The organism is Leptothrix mechoopdaensis (SeqCode), from assembly GCF_053893855.1.
This window is the reverse complement of the sequence record NZ_CM132699.1, coordinates 2,089,176-2,102,684: the sequence shown is the minus strand read 5'-3', so window position 1 is coordinate 2,102,684 and position 13,509 is coordinate 2,089,176. Positions and strand designations below refer to the sequence as shown.

Below are 13,509 nucleotides of genomic sequence, written 5' to 3'. Positions count from 1 at the left end.
TGACGGTTCGATGACGGCGGGCCTTGCCAGAATCCGCCCATGGCCGAACCCTTCAAGAACCTGCTTGGCGCCGACAGCGTCGACGCGATGGCGTCGCACCTCTCCCGGGTCAGCCGCGACTTCGACCGCGATGCCTTCGTGGCCCGAGCACTGCCGGGCCTGGACACGCTCGAGTTCAAGGCCCGCGCGATGCAGCTCGCCGATGCCCTGCAGATCGCCTTGCCCGACGACTTCGAACGGGCGGCCGACACGCTGGAAGCCGCGCTGGCCCCGGCCGGGCCGCACGACTTCGACGAGCCCGGGGAGTTGCGCACGCACGACCGGGGTCTGGCCGGCTGGGTCGTCTGGGCGATGGCCGAACACGTCGCCCGCCACGGTCAGATGCAGCCCGAACGGGCCTTGCTGGCATTGCACGCGATGACCCAGCGCTTCACGGCGGAGTTCGCGATCCGGCCCTTCATCGTCCGTCACCCGGCGCTGGTCTTCGACACGCTGATGCGCTGGACATCCGATCGCAACACGCATGTTCGACGGCTGGTCAGCGAGGGCAGCCGCCCGCGTCTGCCCTGGGGCCTGCAGCTCAAGGCGCTGGTGCAGGACCCGTCGCCGACCGAACCGCTGCTCGAAGCCCTGCAGGACGACCGCAGCGCCTACGTGCGCCGTTCGGTCGCCAACCACCTCAACGACATCGCCAAGGATCACCCGCAACGGGTCGCCGCCTGGCTGTCGCGCCACCTGCCCGAGGCCGGCGAAGCACGGCGCGCGCTGCTGCGCCACGCCAGCCGCACGCTGGTCAAGCAGGGCGATCCGGCGGTGCTGGCCGCCTGGGGCCATGCCCGACCGCTGCAAGGCCGTGCGCTGCTGCGCATCGAGCCCGGCGCGATCCGACTGGGCGAGTCGCTGGACCTGGCGCTGACGCTGATCTCGACCTCGGCGCAGCCGCAGCCGCTGCTGGTCGACTACGTCGTCCACCACGTCAAGGCCAACGGCAGCACCTCGCCCAAGGTGTTCAAGGGCTGGAAGCTCGACCTGGCCGCCGGCGAGCAGCGCGGGCTGCTCAAGCGCCACGCGGTCAAGCCCATCACGACGCGGGTCTATCACCCGGGCTGGCATCGGGTCGTCGTGCAGGTCAATGGTCAGGCCGTGGCCGAGGCGGGTTTCGAATTGGCGTGATGGGGTATTGCCGGTTCGCGGGATATCTGGCAAGTCCAGCCCTGCGTGATTCGGCGTGAGCGGTATCTTCAAACCACCGATCCGCTTGGGTGTTCTCGCACCACAGGGCCGGGGATAGGATTCCCGCAGCCTTGTCGCCATTCGCCCTCCGGACATGATCTGGAGGCGGTCCGATGGCTCGGACATTCAGGACCCGCAGCCCCATCACCTTCCATGGACAACTCTACGCCGCACGCCGTGATGATCTCCGGCGTCTCGCTTCAATACTCGAATCCGCATGATGACGGTGTTTCCGGGTATCCCGCACAGGCGACGCTGGATACACATCTCTGCCTGAATGCGCTCGGCCGGCTGATGACGGTCGTGGCCGGACATGAAGGCTGTCAACGCGACATCGAAGCGCTGGCGGACTATCTCGCCGAGAACCACCGGCTGGAAATGGCGCGGCCTCAGGACATCGTCGAACGAGCCGAAGCCGCGATCGTCGCGTACTGGAAGTTTCTCCAAGGTCATCGACATGGCGTGGTCGACCTCCGGGTCACCTGCCGATTCGAGGTCGACATGCCGCCGACCGACACGATCCGCGCCGTTCGGGCCGTCCGCGATGCGCTGCAGCGCTGGGCCCAGCCGCCGCTGGCCGACGTGCGGATCCGCGTCGTCCGGGATCCGTCGTCCGGCGATCTGCGGCTGGACCTGCAGCCGCTCGTGGCCGCCGCCAGCTGAGCGACCCGGATGCTGTGCCTGGCGATCACGGTGGCAGGCGGTCTCGCCGTCGCGACCGCGATCCGGCACGCCGGGTCAGCGCGGCAGAACCGCGCGCGGCTGGAACAGGCGTGCATCGCCGCCCGGGAAGACCAGCAGCAGCTCCTGCAAGCGCTGCTGCAGAAGGATGAGCTGCTGGCCCGTCTCGAAGGTCAGCGCCATGATCTGCTGGCCGTCGCCAGCCACGACCTGCGGCAGCCGGTGCATGCGCTGGGCGTGCTGATCGACGCCTGGGACCCGAACGACTCCGTTGACGGCCACCGGCAACGGATCCAGCGGGTCCAGGCCCGTGTGGAGCTGCTCGGCGAGATGCTGCACAACCTGCTCGACATCTCCCGTCTCGACAGGGGTCTGGTCCGCATGAATGAAACCCGCTTCATCCTGCAGGATCTGCTGCAGGAAACCTTCGATACCCATGCCGACGCGGCCGCGCGCAAGGGCCTGGGTTATCGAATCAATCTGCGCGTCAGCCGGGTTGCGGCCATGACCGACCAGGTACTCCTGGCGCGAGCCATCGGCAATCTGCTGGGCAACGCGATCAAGTTCACCTCGTCCGGCTTCGTCGAATTGATGGCCGAGTGGGGGCCGGGCGGGTCGATGCTGATTCACGTCACCGACACCGGTATCGGCATACCGCCAGATCGGCATCACGACATATTCATGCCCTACACACGCCTGGACGCCGTACCGAATTCGGAGCAGGGGCTGGGCATCGGCCTGTCGGTGGTTCAGCAGGTCGCCAGCCTGCTGGGCCTTGGTACCTGCCTGAGCAGTCAACCGGGTGTCGGCACCCGCATATCCCTGCACCTGCCGGCCTCGATGCTGATGTGCGCTGCGGATGTCACGGATGCCGCCCATCCGGTCAGTGGCTGGGGCGACCTGGGGGGCGGCCGGCGTGTCCTGGTCGTCGAGGATGACGCGGTCATCCTGTCGGCAACCCTGGACATGCTGCTGGTGCGTGGCTTCGAGGTGCGCGGCGCCACCAGCGTGGACGAGGCCTTGCGCTGGATCGTCCTCAACGAATTCCACCCGGATCTGCTGATGACCGATCTTCAGCTGGTCGAGGCCGGTGATGGCATCCAGGGCTGGCGTGCCGTCCGCGCGGCGCTGAAGAAACCCGATCTGCCGGTGGTGATCGTGTCCGGCAACCTGGATTTCAAGGTCGCCCCGGACGAAGAGGGCCGGGACCACATCCGCCTGCTCTACAAGCCGGTCAGGCCGGCGCAGATCTTCGAGGCGATCGCGCAGTCGCTGTCGGCGCGATCGGACAACTGAGGTTCTAGTTCTGCCGAAAGGCACCGTGGTAGGTGCGGCTGACGCGGAGGGTTTCCTGTCTGCCGCGCATCCTGACATCCAGCTGGCCCAGTTCGTTGCGGGTGACCGAGGCCACCCATTCGGCATTGACCAGCGCCCCGCGATGCACGCGGATGAACTGCGTTGACGGGAGTCGCTCCGCCAGTTCATTGATGCCCATCCGCGCCAGGCCTTCACCGCGGGTCGAGATGATCCGCGTGTAACGCAGATCGGCCTTGACATAGATGATCTCGGCATACGGCACCAGCAGCATGGAGGGCCCGGCGCCGACCGTGAGCCATCCGCTACCGGGCGGCCGCTCGGGTTCGGTCTGTCGATGGCCGCGCAAACGTGACGCAGCCCGATCCAGCGCCATCTTCAATCGACGCGGCGTGACGGGCTTCAGGATGTAGTCCGTCGCGCCGCGCTCGAACGCTTCCAGCGCAAACGTCGGGTCACCGGTGCAGAAGATCACGAGCATGTCGCTCGGGATCCGTTCCAGCCATTCACGTTCCGGCGTCAGGCCCAGATGAATGTCCATCACCAGCAGATCAGGGATCTCGTGATCGATCGCGGCCAGCACGCCCGATGCATCGGAGACCTTCGCGACGATCTGCCAATCGGGCTGCAGTCGTCGGATCAGGCTTTCCAGGTGATGGAGTTGTGCGGGCTCGTCTTCGGCGATGACGACGCGCAGACTGGGATGAGCTTGGGGCGAGGTCAAGGTGTATGCCTCCAGGATGTGTTGATCGGCGTGGGCCAGCCGAGTACGGACTCGCTTGATGCGTCGAATTCAGGATGTCCGCATGACTGAAAAGACTGGCCAGACTGACTCAAGTGAATCTGCAAGACGCCGATAACGGGATATGTCTTGTAGGGAATAGGTATGAGAAACACTTCTTGGCCATGGCGGACGGTCTTCTGCTGTGCCGGCCTCCTGGCGGTCCATGCCCAGGCTGCCGCACTGGAACCCAGCTCCGGGACGATTCGATTCGTGGGCGCGGTGGTGATGCCGACCTGTGTCCTGCCGCAGACCTCGGTCGTGACCGGGCCATCGGCTGATGCGCCCATCTGCGGCAGTGCCAGCGTGGTCCGGGCAGGTGTAGCGCCCACCATGCTCGGACAGACCGTCCTCTTGTTGAACTACGACTAGACCACCAGAGGCCCTGGCGTCATGGCAACCGCGCCAGAGGCCGACCGGCCTCCGGAGCGGTCCTCTCTTGCGCGGGAACGCAACTGACCGAGGCCTGCTTGATGTCGCCAACCCGAACGAACTTCTTTCTCGCTTCGTTCAGATCGCTGCGACACATGCGTTTGTTCTTGGCATCCAGGGTCACCTGAACATATCGGACGTCAGAAGGGACACGCACCTCCGCGCGGCCGCCCTGTCCGACATACCCGAGCAGCGTCCCTTCGCTGCTGCGAATCTCGGCGCCGAAGGAAGGTTGTCCGAGACCGTGCGTGTTCAAGGACAGCAGGAACACGTCCTGCAAGGATCCAGCGAACGAGAGGGTGGTCACGGTGCCGGCGCGCGGGATGATCGTCTTGATCGGGTCGTCCGCGCGATAGCCGATGTTGTCCTGAGCCGTTCCCATGTCGATGACATTGCGCGCATAGGGGTTGGCAAATGACAGCAGCGCGTAGCCGTTGTCCGCCACCAGTTGCTCGTTCATGCCTCCAATTCGGGCTCCCTCGGCACCCGGTGCATGCACCAGCACCAGCGTGTCGCCCAGGTTGCGCGCGAAGTTGATGCCGCCACGGTGAATCACGGCAGCACCATTCACGGAACCGAAGAACTGGCGATGGCTGGCGTTTCCGCTCAGGTGCATCGCGGCATTCGTGGTCGTCGAGTTGTAGTTGGCGTAACCCGACAGGTCGCCCGTTGCGCCAACCTGTGAACTCGCGCTGGTGCCGTAGCTGACGGAACGACCGTCGGACAGCGCGATGCTATTGTTGTAGCCCAAGGCGTACTGGCCGGGTCCCGAGTTGCTGCCGGTGCCTGACAGGGTCACGGTGGAGCCGCCGCTCGACGAGAACGTGCCGCCCAGCGGGACCGACAACCCGAGGGTGCCCGTCCATTGCGCCTTGTTGCCGACGTATTGCGAGCGGGCGACCGACGTGTTCAAGGCCATTCCGTTGCGGAACATCAGCGAGTAGGCGGCCGCCAAGGAATCGCTGGGCGTCCCGCCATTCCACGCCACCGAACGGGCGGCGGACAGGGTCAGGTTGCCGAAATCGCCCAACCGTTGGCCGATGCTCACGTTGACGCGGCTGCGGAACTTGGCATGCCAGTAAGCGCTGAATCGGCCCAGTTCCTGATCCTTTCTGTCGACGTTGTCGAGCGCGCTTTCATAACCTCTCGACGACAGCCGGATCGCGCCGATCACGAAGTTGGTGTTGGTGCGCGAGAAGCCCTTGCTGAAACTGCCGGAAATGCTGCCGCCGCGCATCTTCTCGGACATCGTCTCGGCGCCGGACCTTGATCCGGTCACGTTCAGCGACACGGCGCCGAGCGGCGTGGAGGCGCCAGCCCCCAGCAGGCCGGCGGCGTAACGCTTCAAGCCGGTCAGTCCGGCGTTCAACGTGAAACCGTGCGAGACACCGCTTTGCCATTCGAACTGGGCAATGGCGTGGCGTCGGCGTGCGGAACTCAGCATCTCGCCGATCGAGAGGTTGCCGAAGTCGCTGCCTTCGGGCAGCAGGAAAGTCGACGTGACCGTCGGAACGGCGAATCGGCTGATCACGCCATCGGATTCGATGGCCGTGACGTCCAGATCGAAACCGTTGCCCGACAAGGGCAGGTCCGTCAGCCGATACGGCCCGGGCGGAACGCTGGTCTCGTACTGAAGGACGCCGAATTGCCGGATCTCGATGCGGGACCCCGTGCGCGAGATGCCTTCGATCGCCGGCTTCGGGGACCGCCACTCCGGGGCCAGCATGCGGTCATCCGTCTGGATGTTGAGGCCGCGGATGACGGTGGGTTCGAACAAACGGGCTCGCGTGTAGCTCTGCCCGAGAGTTGCCGTGGCGCCGATCTGCTCGATGTCCGTGAACAGGACGATCGAGTCATTGCGCGCGGTGAAGTTCTTCGCGCCAGCGGATTGCTGGGCGCTCAGGTTTGCGTGCTGTCGAACGTGGTACTTGCCAACGTCCAGGCCCATGTCCAGCGCGAGGAAGACTCCCTTGTTCTTTCCGGCAGGGTTCTGAGCCTCGAAGTAGTTCGAGTTGTAGGCAATCCGGCCGGCCGTTTCGCCTGACTCCCATTGATCAGGCATGGGCCAGTCGGCGTTGGCGATGGCCAGGCTGGCCTGGGGAATCGAGATGTCGAGCTTGAGGTTCGAGAAATCGACGACGAACTTGGCGCCGTCCGTCAGGCGCTCGGCGGTGACGCAACTGGCGCTGCCATCCAGGATGTCGTGGGCGTGGCGGCTCAAGGCCTTCTCGGAGATGCCGAGGCGCTCGATCACCGCCGCTTCAAGACATGCGCGAAAGACGCCTGACACGTGGGTGAGTCGCACCTGGTGAACGCCAATCAGGCGGTCATTGACGCGGATCTCGAGTCCGTAGGTGCCGGACTTGGCAGCTGGCAGGACGAGTGCATTCGTCTCTGCGGTTTCGGCCATCTTCCCGTACAGCATCCGGTAGTCGAACTTGTAGGCGTACCGGGCTGGCTGCACGGCGTCCGGTGCGGATTCGGTGGCCCATGTGGCGAAGGGCAAGAAGACCAGGAGCAGGCCGACCCATGGTGTTCGTTGACTGGACTGCATGTTCATGGTCGCCTGTCTTCACTTGCGCAGGCTGATCGAGAAGGCTTCCTCGCCACCGAGGTCGTTGACCAGATTGCCGCGCACCTTCGGTTCTGTCGCCGGCGCAGTCAATGCGCTGGACGTCCATTGATTGAGGTTGATCGTGGCGCTGTCACGGGGCGACACCATCAGGCTGCCCGGACTTTGTTGGTATTCCTTCTTGTCGTAGGCAATCTTCAGACCGCTGATCGTGATGTGATACGGCGACTTGTTGCGAACGACAACCGCGTCCTTGTTCTTGCCGGTGATTTCCCAGGACAGCTCATTCACCGAACTGGCCACATCGTTGCGAGCCAGGGCCTTGGGCCGATAGAACACCTTGATCCGGGTCCGCACGGCCACCCGGAGCAGATTCGAGGGGTCAAGTTCCTGGCTGGAGGCGGGAATGTCCAGTACGTTCAGCCAGAACACGCTTTCGCGGTCCTGCGGCAAGGTCTGGCGGTCCACCAGGGACACGCGGATGACCTGCTTTGCGCTGGGGCCGACGTTGGCGAGCGGCGGGCTGACATGGAAGGGTGTCGAAGCCTGCTCGGGCGTGGCCTTGATGTCGCCGTCGTCCATCCAGATCTGCAGCAGACTGGGGCGTTCCTCGCTGCGGTTCGACGCGCTGATGGATTCGCTGACGCTGGCTTCGTTGTAGATGAGCCGTGTGGCGCCCAACTGGATGGCGGCCTGGCCCGACAAGGAATGGGCCGCCAACACGAGACCCAGGATGGCCTTGAGAATTCTTGTGGTTTTCATGATCTCTCCGCGCGACCCAGGTTCCTGAGTCCGGTTCTGGCGTTCGGATCCGATGCATGACGACCGATTGCCACGGTGTAATCCGTGGCAATCGGTCAATCAGTGCAGGTCACGGTCAGGAGTAACTCAGGACATAGACCAGCGTGACGTTCACGGTGCCCGTCGAGCTGAAAGCGGCAGACTGATTCCGCTTGTATCGAACCTTGAACTGCGAGGTGAAGGCGTTGCTCCCGATGGCGCTGGCTGTGACAGCCTGTGCCCCCGCGTTCTTCGACAGGTCCAGGGTCGTGGTGCCTTGTCGCAGCTCGAGTTCAAGTCCAGCCACGGTGGTGGCCAACCGTCCGGCGGCGTTGGCGCTGTTCACGTCGAAATACGGCATGACCGACGTGAGGCCAGCCGCGCAGCTTGATCCGGAGATCGTGAAGCTGGTTTCGCCCGCGGTATCGCCGTTGTTTGCCAGGTCGGACGTCGAGATGGTGGGCAGCGTGATGGTTCCACTGCCCGTCACGGCGACCGTGCACGAGTTGGCCGAAACCTTGCCCGCCATCGTCAGCGTAGCTGCTTGCGCGTGGCCTGACAGCAGCGCTGCGGCAAACAGCGCCAGGCGGAAGATTTGAGTATGTTTGCACATGGGCGGTATCCCCTTGATGACTTGATGGAACCCGACCGACCATTCCCGGTCATGCGGCATGGAATGGTGGGTCAGGTCCGTCACGGTGAGACGTCGCTCAGGCGTAGCTGATGATGTAGTTCAGGCTGACCGAAATTGCGCCGGTGGCGGTGATGGCGGCCGTCTGGTTCCGCTTGTATCGAACCTTGAAGGAGGACGTGAAGGCGTTGGACGTGATGGTTGCGCCGGTCACGTTCTGCGCGCTGGTGTTCTTCGAGATGTCGACGATGTTGCTGCCTTGAAGCAGTTCAAGTTCGACACCGGCGACGCCGCTGGACAGGCGACCGCCGGCCGAGGTCAGGCTTGCGTTGCCGAGGGCGTCGAAATAGACGGTGGCAGTGGTCGCACCGCCGGAGCAGGTCGCGCCGCTGATGGTGAATTGGGTGTCGCCGGCCGTGGCGCCATCGGTGCCCAGATCCGTGGCGACGATGGTCGGCAGCGTGATCGTTCCGGAGTTGGAGACGGTGATCGTGCAGGTCGCTGCACTGACCTTGCCGCTGAACGTCAGGCTGGCGGCATTCGCGCCACCAGCGGCGGCGATCAGCGCCAGGGCGGCGACGGCGGACTTGGCATTCTTGCGGGTGAAGTTCATCTTGTACCTCGTGTGAATAGGGATGATCTGCAACGCAGTTCTGGTTGCAGCCGCAAAGTTTCACAAGGGGTGTTCACTGGTTTTTGTAAATGTATTGAAGTTCTTGGTTTTGATCATGAAGTGACGCTGGAGGCGCACGAACTGTTGTTTGAGTTGTGTTTGTGATATTGGTTGGGTTGAATCTCTCATTCCCAAGCGGGTGACTTCCTGCGGTTGGGATGGGTCCGATCGGCTAGGTTTCGCCGCGAGTCTGCCAGCAGTTGTTTGATTGGGTTCCGAGGACTTGACGGATCGTGCCGATGATGCGGCATTTCATGCCGAGCCACGAGCGTTCGGCGATGGAAGATCCGGATCGTTGAGCCCTGCGTCAATAATCGAGGGTTTCAGCCGCATGCGCGACATCGCCGTCGGTTCGACAAATCTAGGGGCTCAAGAGATGATTGGTCTACGCAATATTATTAACGTGTCAGCGATTGGCGCGTTCCTGAGATTGACCTTGTTGATTTTGATTGGTTCGTTTGCCACTGCGGATTCCGCAGTTGCTCAGGTTTGTACGGTCGGTACCGCGCTAGCTGCGCCTGCTTCTTCGAGCCTTCTGGCGAATCGAACGGCTGGTTTCATCAAGACGATCTCGTTGACGGGGTCGGTAACTTGCACGGTTGAGACGTTTTCTGCGACCAACAAGGTGCAACTGCTATTTCCGGTTGGTACGTCGACTGCAACATCGGGGGTTACCACTGGAATTAATTTTGCAACAAGTTCTTTGACAGTAACACCTGTCGGCACAAATTGCGCTGTGAATGCTCCGGTGGTTAATCTTCGTTACACGTTGGTTCGGCTTTACGTGACCTCAGGTACTGGTACATGTACTGCACAGGTAACTTGGAATGTATCGTTTTCTGTTGGCAATACGGGGGGTGTTTTGACCGGTTTGGTCGGATCGTCAGATAGCACGATGGGTTGGTGGGGTTACTCGGCCTACAGTGGCGCTACTGTTGGAGCCGTGTTGCCATTGACGCAGAATGTCTCGATCTCGGCATATGAAATCACCTGCACCGTTGCTGCGCTCACCGATTACAAGCTGCCCACCGTCCACGCTTCCAACTTCGATGCCAACGGACGTGCGGGCAAGACGAAAATCGCCATCCAGGCAACGGGTTGTCAAACGCCGAACGTGAATGCGTATACCAACGTCCTGGGAACCTGGACCTTCACGGAACAGGAGGCCAACGTGATCAAGAATTCGGCGGCGGGAGGTTCCACCAACACCGGTTGTCGACTGACTCAAGCGTCGACCTCGGCAGCCATCGGCAACAACACGGTGACGACGATCGGCACGGCCACGACCTCGTCATTCACGCCGGCCTATTTCTACGTGGAATATCAGCGATACACCGGCGCGACGACAGCTGCGGTGGGGGACGTCACTTGCGCGGCCACGTTGACGCTGTCGTATTCGTAGACCCCGCCGCCAGCCTCAGCCGGCCCCCACCGGCAACCTCAACACGAACACCGCGCCGCCCTCCGGCGCGTTTTCGGCGCGCAGGTCGCCGCCGTGCTGTTCGACGATTGCGTAGCTGATCGACAGTCCCAGGCCGGTGCCCTGGCCGACCGGCTTGGTGGTGAAGAAGGGGTCGAAGACACGCGGCAGGTGTTCGTCCGGGATGCCCGGGCCGTTGTCGCGCAGGCGGATCTCGACCTGGCGGGTGCTCGGATCGATGCGGCTGCTGATCCACAGTTCGGGCGGATCGGCGGCGTCCGGATGCGTGGCGGTGGCCGCATCCAGCGCGTTCTGCACCAGATTCATCAGCACCTGCTGCAAGCGTCCGGCGCTGCCGCTGACCGTCACCTGCGGGCCGAGGTCGCGGTGGACCCGCAGGTGGCTGGGGCTGGCCTTGGCGACCCAGTGCAGCGCCCGTTCGATGACGGCGTGCAGGTCGACGGCCTGACGCTCCTCGCGGTCCATGGCCGAGAAGCGGCGCAGGCCCTGCACGATGTCGGCGGTGCGTTGCGCGCCTTCGAGCGTGCCTTCCATCAGCGAGGGCAGGTCCTTCAGGATCGGGTCGATGCGCAGCGCGCGGCGCTGGTCGGCCAGCGTGGCGGCATCGGCCCCGGCGTGGACGGCATCGAGGTAACGCCCCAATCGCTCGCTGTAGCGCTGCAGCGCGTGCACGTTGGCCAGCACGAAGCTGATCGGGTTGTTCAGCTCATGCGCGACCCCCGCGACCAGCCGGCCGAGCGAGGCCATCTTCTCGGCGTGCAGCAGCTGCTGCTGGGTGCGCTTCAGGGCTTCATGCGCTTCCTGAAGTTCGCGGTAGGCCCGCTTGATCTCGCCCATCGGCCGGCCGACCCAGACATGGCCGACGCGCCGTCCGCCGGCGTCGAAGCGGGCGGTGCAGTTGAAGTCCACCGGCACTGGCGCACCGCTCGCGTCGACCAGTTCCAGCTCGACCGACAGCGCATCGCGTCGGGCCTGCACCGCCTGCGTCAGCGAGCGCAGGCGCGCCTCCGGCGGGGTTGTCTCGTGGCTGTCGCCCGAGACGGCCGGCCTGAACATCAGCTCGGCCATCGGCCGGCCGCGCAGGTCGGCGTCATGGCGGCCGACCAGCGTGCACAGCGCGGCGTTGGTTTCCTCGATGCGGCCTTCCTCGCTGCAGGCCAGCAGCACGTCGCTCATCGAGGCCAGCAGGCTGAAGATGAAACGCTGCGACTGCTCCAGCTGCGCGTTCTTTTCCTCCAGCGCGACCTCGTCGGCGACCAGCTGCGAGTAGACCTCGTCCATCTTGTGGATCACGTCCAGCCAGGTCGACTCGTCGATGCCCTCGGCGCCGGCGGGCATCGGCGGGGGCAGCGAACGGGAACTGTTGCGTTCAGGCATGTGGCGTGACCGAGCCATCAGCCGTGGATCCGGCTTCGCCGGTCCATCGGCGTTGCCCCCTTGAGGGGGCGCGCGAAGCGCGTAGGGGGGGAGCCATCAATGCACCGTGCAGACCATGCACGGGTCGAAGGACCGGACGATGTGCTGGACCGACACGGGCGTCGTCTCGCCCGGCTCGACCACCGCGCCGACCAGCGCGGCTTCCAGCGCACCGGGCGTGCCGGCCGCGTCGCGGGGCGAGAAGTTGATGCTGGTGGGCGCGACGATCTGCCAGCGGGCGATGCGGCCGTCGCGCACCTCCGCCCAATGGCCCAGCGCGCCGCGTGCGGCTTCCGTCAGGCCGACGCCGTGGCCGTGTTCGGGCAGCTGGACCGGCACGCTCCACGGCTCGCCCGGGCGCAGCGCGGCGAGCCAGCCGACCATCTCGGGCAGCACGCGCGCGATCTCGATCAGGCGGGCCAGCACGCGGGTGCGCACGCTGGTGCCGTCGCGCCGCACCGCCCGTTCGATCAGCGGCTGGCCGCTGGCGAGCTGGCGCGCCACCGCGCCGGTCTCGACGACCTGACCGGCCAGGCGCGGCGCCTTGTTCCAGGTGTAGGCGCCGGGCTTGTCGGGCAGAGGCTGGGTATGGCCGACGCGCGGCGAGCGGGCGGGCGGCGCATGGGGCTCGTCGCCAGGCGCGTTGGCCAGCCAGGCGTGGGTGGCGTCCTCGGTCAGTTCGGCGCCGTAGCGCGCGGCGTCCAGCGGCTGGACACCACCGTCAGCCGTCCAGGTGGCGGCGGCCAGCAGGTGCGAACCATCGGGCCGTCGATAGGCGCCCACGCTCACGGTGCGGCCCGGGCCGATGCCGGCGTGTGCCAGGTCCAGCGTGTCGGCGCAGCGCAGGAACAGCGCCAGGTCGCTGGCCGCGCCGGGGCCGTCGGCCCAGGCCTGCAGCGCGTCCTCGTCGGCCAGGTTGGCGATCAGTTCCAGCGGCGCGCCGAACAGCGTCTGTTCGCACCATGCCTGCAGCTCGCGGACCTTGGCGATCAGGCGCAGCCGCTCGGCCGCGTCGATGGCGCGGCTGCTGCCGCCCGGGTGGATGCTCTGCGTGTGCGGCCACTTGCCACCGAGCGTGCCCATCAGCGTCAGCCAGCGTTGCCGCGCGGCCGTGGCGCTGCGGGCGTGTTCGCCGCGCCCGGCCGCGAAGCGCCGCTCGACCTCGGCGAACCACGGCTGCGACGCATGGGCCGGCCGGGCGAAGTCGGGCATGAAGAACAGGTGGAAGTGGGTCAGGTGATCGGCCAGGTTCTCGCAGGCCAGCATCAGGTTGGTCGCGATCAGGCCGTTGGGCGGCACCACCACGCCGGCCAGATCGGCCAGTGCACGGGCGGCGGCCACGCTCTGCGAGACCGAACAGATGCCGCAGATGCGCGGCACGATGAACAGCGCGTCCATCGGGTCGCGGCCGACCAGCATCTGCTCGAAGCCGCGGTACATCGGCGCGTTGACGCGGGCCGAGGTGACGCGGCCGTCGACGATCTCCAGGCGCACCTCCAGGTCGCCCTCGACGCGGTTGAAGGGTCCGACGACCAGCGTGCGGCTCATGTCGGCG

The 13,509-nt window shown here is 65.1% G+C and carries 11 protein-coding genes; 4 read left to right on the top strand and 7 right to left on the bottom strand.

Annotated features, from left to right (window positions below; translation table 11 throughout):
• The first annotated feature begins 39 nt into the window (after positions 1-39).
• The 3 genes from ACWA7K_RS09295 to ACWA7K_RS09285 all read left to right on the top strand — a co-directional run bounded on the left by ACWA7K_RS09295 (position 40) and on the right by ACWA7K_RS09285 (position 3,210).
• Positions 40-1,173, top strand: coding sequence for a DNA alkylation repair protein (locus ACWA7K_RS09295; protein WP_456167835.1), 1,134 nt, complete (start codon positions 40-42; stop codon positions 1,171-1,173).
• Positions 1,174-1,386: 213 nt separating this feature from the next.
• The gene (locus tag ACWA7K_RS09290) at positions 1,387-1,896 is read left to right on the top strand and encodes a hypothetical protein (protein WP_456167833.1); all 510 of its coding nucleotides are present in this window, start codon (positions 1,387-1,389) and stop codon (positions 1,894-1,896) included.
• A 9-nt stretch (positions 1,897-1,905) separates the two neighbouring features.
• Positions 1,906-3,210 (top strand): ATP-binding response regulator, encoded by a 1,305-nt coding sequence (locus ACWA7K_RS09285; protein WP_456167831.1) that lies wholly within the window; start codon positions 1,906-1,908, stop codon positions 3,208-3,210.
• Between the two features lie 4 nt (positions 3,211-3,214).
• Here ACWA7K_RS09285 and ACWA7K_RS09280 read toward each other — a convergent pair whose 3' ends face one another.
• The 5 genes from ACWA7K_RS09280 to ACWA7K_RS09260 form a co-directional block, all read right to left on the bottom strand.
• On the bottom strand, positions 3,215-3,952 hold the full coding sequence (locus tag ACWA7K_RS09280; protein ID WP_456167829.1) for a LytR/AlgR family response regulator transcription factor: 738 nt from the start codon (positions 3,950-3,952) through the stop codon (positions 3,215-3,217).
• A gap of 448 nt (positions 3,953-4,400) precedes the next feature.
• Entirely contained in the window at positions 4,401-7,001 is a 2,601-nt protein-coding gene (locus tag ACWA7K_RS09275) for a fimbria/pilus outer membrane usher protein (protein WP_456167827.1), read from the bottom strand.
• 12 nt (positions 7,002-7,013) lie between these two features.
• Entirely contained in the window at positions 7,014-7,775 is a 762-nt protein-coding gene (locus ACWA7K_RS09270) for a fimbrial biogenesis chaperone (protein ID WP_456167825.1), read from the bottom strand.
• A gap of 115 nt (positions 7,776-7,890) precedes the next feature.
• Positions 7,891-8,490: a fimbrial protein gene (locus ACWA7K_RS09265; RefSeq protein ID WP_456167823.1), complete on the bottom strand. Its 600-nt coding sequence runs from the start codon at positions 8,488-8,490 to the stop codon at positions 7,891-7,893.
• Positions 8,491-8,503: 13 nt separating this feature from the next.
• Positions 8,504-9,070, bottom strand: coding sequence for a fimbrial protein (locus tag ACWA7K_RS09260; protein ID WP_456167821.1), 567 nt, complete (start codon positions 9,068-9,070; stop codon positions 8,504-8,506).
• A 358-nt stretch (positions 9,071-9,428) separates the two neighbouring features.
• Here ACWA7K_RS09260 and ACWA7K_RS09255 point away from each other — a divergent pair, with 358 nt between their 5' ends.
• Positions 9,429-10,499, top strand: coding sequence for a hypothetical protein (locus ACWA7K_RS09255; protein ID WP_456210428.1), 1,071 nt, complete (start codon positions 9,429-9,431; stop codon positions 10,497-10,499).
• A gap of 15 nt (positions 10,500-10,514) precedes the next feature.
• On the opposite strand, the gene ACWA7K_RS09250 is transcribed toward ACWA7K_RS09255, so the two are convergent.
• The gene (locus ACWA7K_RS09250; protein WP_456167817.1) at positions 10,515-11,915 is read right to left on the bottom strand and encodes a sensor histidine kinase; all 1,401 of its coding nucleotides are present in this window, start codon (positions 11,913-11,915) and stop codon (positions 10,515-10,517) included.
• 96 nt (positions 11,916-12,011) lie between these two features.
• A complete protein-coding gene (locus tag ACWA7K_RS09245) occupies positions 12,012-13,502 on the bottom strand; it encodes a nickel-dependent hydrogenase large subunit (protein WP_456167815.1) in 1,491 nt (496 codons plus the stop codon).
• Positions 13,503-13,509 lie beyond the last annotated feature (7 nt).

What these genes read in the sequence shown, in the direction of transcription:
- ACWA7K_RS09295 (WP_456167835.1), top strand. Translation starts at nt 40, where the DNA reads ATGGCCGAACCCTTCAAGAACCTGCTTGGCGCCGACAGCGTCGACGCG.
- ACWA7K_RS09290 (WP_456167833.1), top strand. Translation starts at nt 1,387, where the DNA reads ATGGACAACTCTACGCCGCACGCCGTGATGATCTCCGGCGTCTCGCTT.
- ACWA7K_RS09285 (WP_456167831.1), top strand. Translation starts at nt 1,906, where the DNA reads ATGCTGTGCCTGGCGATCACGGTGGCAGGCGGTCTCGCCGTCGCGACC.
- ACWA7K_RS09275 (WP_456167827.1), bottom strand. Translation starts at nt 7,001, where the DNA reads ATGAACATGCAGTCCAGTCAACGAACACCATGGGTCGGCCTGCTCCTG.
- ACWA7K_RS09270 (WP_456167825.1), bottom strand. Translation starts at nt 7,775, where the DNA reads ATGAAAACCACAAGAATTCTCAAGGCCATCCTGGGTCTCGTGTTGGCG.
- ACWA7K_RS09255 (WP_456210428.1), top strand. Translation starts at nt 9,429, where the DNA reads ATGCGCGACATCGCCGTCGGTTCGACAAATCTAGGGGCTCAAGAGATG.
- ACWA7K_RS09250 (WP_456167817.1), bottom strand. Translation starts at nt 11,915, where the DNA reads ATGCCTGAACGCAACAGTTCCCGTTCGCTGCCCCCGCCGATGCCCGCC.
- ACWA7K_RS09245 (WP_456167815.1), bottom strand. Translation starts at nt 13,502, where the DNA reads ATGAGCCGCACGCTGGTCGTCGGACCCTTCAACCGCGTCGAGGGCGAC.